Here is a 5,624-nt window from a genome sequence, read left to right on the forward strand (position 1 = left end):
CAACTATAGAAGCCAATATGTTTTGCAAAAAAACGCCTACGAACTCATCCAATATACGACAGAATCGCTTGGTGATCACAAACTGTGATGCGAACGATCTAAGAAGGTTCTGCCCCAAAGTGAGTCAGAGCAACTTCGAACTTGAACTTAAACATCTCTATTTTGGTGACCTTTACCGCATGTTTAGAGCTAAATCTGTGTGGTTGGATTTTCGATATCATTTACACATCTCTGTAGTGGCGAATGTTGTCATGCTGACGATAGTAAGAACTTACCCCTGTAACGTGCAAAGGCAAAAATCATATAAGGTGTAACATTTATGACAAAAAAGGTTCATATAATCTAAAATAAACAAGCTAGGTGATAATAGATAAGGATCGTGTCCAATGAAAAAATTTATGTTAGGTGAAGATACTCTCTTAGATTCTGATAGCGCTGAATATTTTTGGATCAGGTGGATGGTTGGAGAGAGATATTCAGTGAATAAGGTTTGTGACGCAATAACTAGAGCTTTTGGCGGCGATAAAGAAACATCTATTGCGATGCTAAACGTCTCGCTGGGAAAACAAACAAAATACTCGTTGGTGGAACTGGTTAAAAGCAAACAAAGCCCAGTGCACATATAAAAAAGCGCCAATTAAGGCGCTAAAGCAATGTTGCTAAGAACTGACATGGAGTACAAGAAGTCTGTACAATCTAATGATGAAGCGACATTGTTGCATGCACCTGACACCTTGATGAAAATGCTGTTTCATGTGATAGCCATGACACTACACAATCATAACGAAAGCATATCACGACGTTATTTTTGCTTTTAGACAAACTAATTTCTACCCCTCTGCATAAGAAAGCATTGCTCCCCCGTCCCTCATCGCGTTACGTCGCCACATAATCACACAGTTAAAAATTGCATATACGAGATGAGAGCCAACGTGGCTTTTCTCTTCCGGTTTATGAATTTTTGGTTACTATCTTTGGCAACATCAATTTCCTACGGCTATTTTAGTAGCAGAACGCTCAATAAGGAGATTGACATGCGTATGTTTAAGTTAGGTTCACTACTTGCGGCAGGGTTAGTGCTTGCATCACATCATACCCACGCTAGAGATCAAATCAGCATTGTAGGCTCATCGACGGTTTACCCGTTTGCTACCGTTGTGGCTGAACGATTCGGGAAATCCACTGACTTTGCAGTACCGAAAATTGAGTCAACGGGCTCCGGTGGTGGTCTAAAGTTGTTCTGTGCTGGTGTTGGTGAAAATTCACCAGATATCACCAACGCATCTCGAAAGATAAAGTCCTCGGAAATAGAACTGTGCGCAAAGAACGGTGTTAAAGACATTGTCGAAGTAAAGATTGGCTACGACGGTATCGCGTTTGCCAACTCGGTCAAATCTTCTCAGCTGAATGTTTCCATCAAAGACATATACATGGCCCTAGCAAAAGTTCTGCCCGATGAAAACGGTGAGTTAAAGCCGAACCCTTACTCAACTTGGAAGCAAGTTAACAGCAGCTTACCCGATGTTAAAATCGAAGTTTTGGGACCTCCGCCAACATCAGGTACTCGAGACGCGTTTGTCGAATTAGTCATGGAAGCGGGGTGTGATACCAACCCTGTCATGAAGGCGATGAGCAAATCAAACAAGGCTCAATATAAAGCCGCGTGTCACGGTATTAGGGAAGACGGCGTTTTTGTTGAAGCGGGTGAAAATGACAACCTAATCGTGCAAAAACTATCTAGCAATCCAGCCGCTTTTGGTATCTTTGGCTTTAGCTTTTTAGACCAAAATCAAGATAAAGTGCAAGGTGCAAAGATTAATGGCGTTGCTCCCACGTTTGAAGCCATTGGCGACGGTTCGTATCCAGTATCCCGCTCACTATTCTTTTATGTGAAAAAAGCACATGTGGGAGTTATCCCTGGCATTGCAGAATATGTGAATGCATTTACGCAAGAAGATGCAATTGGTGAAGACGGTTATTTAGCTGACCGAGGGCTGATTTCTTTGCCTCTCAAGGAGTGGGAACAAGTCCGTAATGATGCCAAAAATCTAACGCCAAATTTGTAGAGCTATGTACATTTTCTTTGTCGTTCTGCTGTGTGCAGCTTTGAGCTTTCTGTTTGCGAGATGGAAAGCACTCAAAGTTGCACAGAATTTAGGAGGAGCACGTTACCTACATTCATTGCCAAATTACTACGGTTGGTACGCAATGTGGATGACAGTGCTCCCTGTGTTCGTCTTCATGCTATTCTGGCAAATCAGTGAGCCTTGGCTTGTTCGTCATCTTACTCTTGAACATTTTACTTCGCTCATTCCAATCTCGGAGACCGGGACGACGAGGGACCTGCTTTACGCCAAAATTCAAGCTCTCGACACACAAACAAGCGCCGATGCGAACTATCAAACTCAGTTAACTGAAACCCATGCTTACTATCGAGCGCTGAATGAACTCAGTACGACGATTAAAATTTGGAGCGCGATACTGCTCATCGTCTCCACATCGATAATAGCGCTTTACAAAATAAAAGCAGGATTCAGAGCGCGCCCTCATGTCGAGAAAACAATTCGGTTCCTTCTTGCAGCAAGTTCCACTATCGCAATATTAACGACGATTGGTATTGTGTTGTCCGTTTTGTATGAGTCCATTCTTTTCTTTTCTCAAGTCCCTATCAATGAGTTTCTTTTCGGCACACATTGGTCACCACAAATAGCCATTCGAGAAGACCAGCAAGGCGCTAGTGGGTCTTTTGGGGCAATACCTCTATTTATGGGGACTTTACTCATCACGGTTATTGCAATGTCAGTTGCTGCCCCTGTGGGGCTATTTAGTGCTATTTATCTCGCAGAATATGCACCAGAAAAAGCGAGAAACATAATTAAGCCCATGATGGAAATTCTTGCGGGCATACCAACCGTTGTTTACGGCTTCTTTGCTGCACTCTTTTTAGCGCCCGCTATCCGCAATGTGGCTGAATCACTTGGTAGTCAATCCGCCTCATCTGAGAGCGCTTTGGCCGCAGGGGTTGTAATGGGAGTAATGATAATTCCCTTCGTGTCCTCCCTGTCTGATGACGTGATAAGAGCCGTTCCCCAAAGCCTTCGAGACGCATCATTAGCAATGGGTGCGACCCATTCCGAAACGATTAAAAAAGTTGTTTTACCCGCTGCTTTACCTGGGATTGTTGGTGGGTTACTTCTCGCAGTGTCAAGGGCGATTGGGGAGACTATGATTGTAGTGATGGCTGCTGGTTTGGCTGCCAACCTCACCGCTAATCCTCTGGAATCCGTCACGACGATCACGGTTCAGATTGTCACCTTATTGGTGGGCGATCAAGAATTCGATAGCGTTAAAACACTCGCCGCGTTCGCACTAGGTTTAACGTTATTCTTAGTCACTTTGTGTTTGAACGTTGCTGCTTTACGCATCGTGAAGAAGTATCGAGAGCAATATGAATGATCCTTTATTAAAGTTGTCTCAGGACAAAAACACGCGAGTCCGTCACTCGTTAAAACAACGGCGAAAATCGGAAAAGCGGTTTAGACTTTATGGTGTTCTTTCGATCTTCTCAGCACTGTCATTCCTAATTATCTTGTTCATTGCCATTTTCTCAACGGGTATCGGCGCTTTGAAAACAACCGAGATAAAAATGACCTTTAAAATTAATGGTGAAGCAAGGTTAGACTCACCAAGACAGCTACTTAGAGATGCACTCCGCAGTGAATTCAGATCTGCACAAACACGCTCTGAACGGAGAAAACTCTACCAATTTCTGTCACCTGAGTCCGAGTATCTTCTAAAGGAAGCAATTGACAAAGCTCAGGCGAGAACTACGCAGCTAACCTTGTGGCTGCCAGCGGGAGATGCTGTTAATCAATATACTAAGCGCAAAGCCACCATGAACGACAGCCTCTTTTCTGACCGTGAGAAAAGTTGGTATACACAACTGGAAGCTCAAGACCGTATTCGAACAAGTTTCAATTGGTACTTTTTCAACAATGGGGACAGTAGGAATCCTGAAGTTGCGGGTATTGCTGGCGCATTCATGGGTTCAACATTCACGATCATTACTGCATTAACTCTGAGTTTTCCGATTGGCGTTGGGGCGGCCATCTACTTAGAAGAGTTTGCGCCTAAAAATAAACTGACTGACATCATTGAAATTAACATCAATAACCTAGCAGCTGTTCCCTCCATTGTTTTTGGGTTACTGGGGCTTGCTATTTTCCTCAATGTTTTAGGCCTCCCTCGGTCTACACCATTAGTCGGGGGCTTAGTACTTACATTGATGACACTGCCTACCATTATTATCTCGAGTCGAGCTTCTCTGAAATCTGTACCTCCATCAATCCGCGATGGCGCATTAGCGATGGGGGCTTCGAAAACTCAAGTGGTGTTCCATCATGTTGTCCCTCTTGCGCTTCCCGGAATGTTTACTGGCTCCATCATAGGCATGGCACAAGCACTTGGTGAAACTGCACCACTGTTAATGATTGGTATGGTTGCCTTTATCGTAGATATTCCGCAAGGTTTTCTTGATGCGGCAACCGCTTTACCCGTTCAAATTTTTCTTTGGTCAGAGAACCCAGAAAGAGGCTTCGCAGAACTTACGTCCGCAGCCATCATGGTTTTGTTGTTTTTCTTGTTTTTGATGAATGGCGTAGCACTTTATTTACGTAAAAAGCTAGAAAGGAGGTGGTGATGATGGAAGGGAATACATTTGAGTCTTTAAACTTATCGAATTCAAAACGTGTAAAGGATGCTTTTGAAACGTACCAAACCATTGGTGCTTATCAATCTGCCAATCCGAGTATGACCGCCAGCAACCTCAATGTGTACTATTCAGGTACCCAAGCGCTTTTCGATGTAAGTTTAGATTTGGGACAGCAAGAAGTGCTCGCTATGGTCGGTCCCTCTGGCTGCGGTAAATCCACTTTCTTACGTTGCCTCAACCGTATGAACGACACCATACCCACGTGCCAAGTGACCGGTAATATGACGCTAGATGGCAACGATATTTTCTTTCTAGAGCCAGAAGAACTTAGAGCCAGAGTGGGAATGGTTTTTCAGAAACCGAACCCTTTCCCAAAATCAATTTATGACAACATTGCTTATGGTCCTAAACTGCACGGCTTAGTGGATACAAAATCTGAGCTCGATGATGTGGTAAAGGCGTCATTGCAAAAGGCTGGGCTTTGGAATGAGGTATCCTCAAGGTTAGATTCGCCTGCGACTGGCTTATCCGGCGGGCAACAACAGCGCCTTTGTATTGCTCGCGCGATATCTATCAGCCCGGAAGTGATATTAATGGATGAACCATGCTCAGCACTGGATCCTATTGCCACCTCTATTATCGAGAAATTAATCCTAGAGCTGAGAGAAAATTACGCTATTGGCATTGTGACGCACTCAATGCAACAAGCGAGGCGTGTATCCCAGAGAACGGCATACTTCCATTTAGGTAAGTTAATTGAAGTTAACCCGACAGAGCACATTTTTAAACATCCGGAACATGAGCTAACCAAAGGCTACTTGCAAGGGCATTTTGGATAGTGCGCGGATGATGAATATTGGTGAGGGAATGAACATGGATAAAGTTCTTTTTATTTGTAAACACAATGCTGGAC

The 5,624-nt window shown here is 43.8% G+C and carries 5 protein-coding genes; all 5 read left to right on the plus strand.

Annotated elements, in window-relative coordinates:
• Positions 1-386: 386 nt before the first annotated feature.
• The 5 genes from CAG68_RS11845 (at position 387) to pstB (ending at position 5,550) form a co-directional block, all read left to right on the plus strand.
• Positions 387-626, plus strand: a complete 240-nt coding sequence (locus tag CAG68_RS11845; protein WP_161441180.1) for a hypothetical protein — start codon at positions 387-389, stop codon at positions 624-626.
• 408 nt (positions 627-1,034) lie between these two features.
• On the plus strand, positions 1,035-2,066 hold the full coding sequence (locus CAG68_RS11850; RefSeq protein WP_061065271.1) for a PstS family phosphate ABC transporter substrate-binding protein: 1,032 nt from the start codon (positions 1,035-1,037) through the stop codon (positions 2,064-2,066).
• Positions 2,067-2,070: 4 nt separating this feature from the next.
• Positions 2,071-3,456, plus strand: a complete 1,386-nt coding sequence (gene pstC, locus CAG68_RS11855; RefSeq protein ID WP_161441181.1) for a phosphate ABC transporter permease subunit PstC — start codon at positions 2,071-2,073, stop codon at positions 3,454-3,456.
• Complete coding sequence (gene pstA / locus CAG68_RS11860; protein WP_152816154.1) at positions 3,449-4,699, plus strand: phosphate ABC transporter permease PstA; 1,251 nt, start codon at positions 3,449-3,451, stop codon at positions 4,697-4,699. The genes pstC and pstA overlap by 8 nt, the downstream gene beginning before the upstream one ends.
• A gap of 110 nt (positions 4,700-4,809) precedes the next feature.
• Positions 4,810-5,550 carry a phosphate ABC transporter ATP-binding protein PstB gene (gene pstB, locus CAG68_RS11865; protein WP_009704356.1) on the plus strand — a complete coding sequence of 247 codons (741 nt, stop codon included), beginning with the start codon at positions 4,810-4,812 and terminating at the stop codon, positions 5,548-5,550.
• Positions 5,551-5,624: the final 74 nt, after the last annotated feature.

Source organism: Vibrio sp. V42_P2S4T144, from assembly GCF_009904715.1.
GTDB lineage: Bacteria > Pseudomonadota > Gammaproteobacteria > Enterobacterales > Vibrionaceae > Vibrio > Vibrio alginolyticus.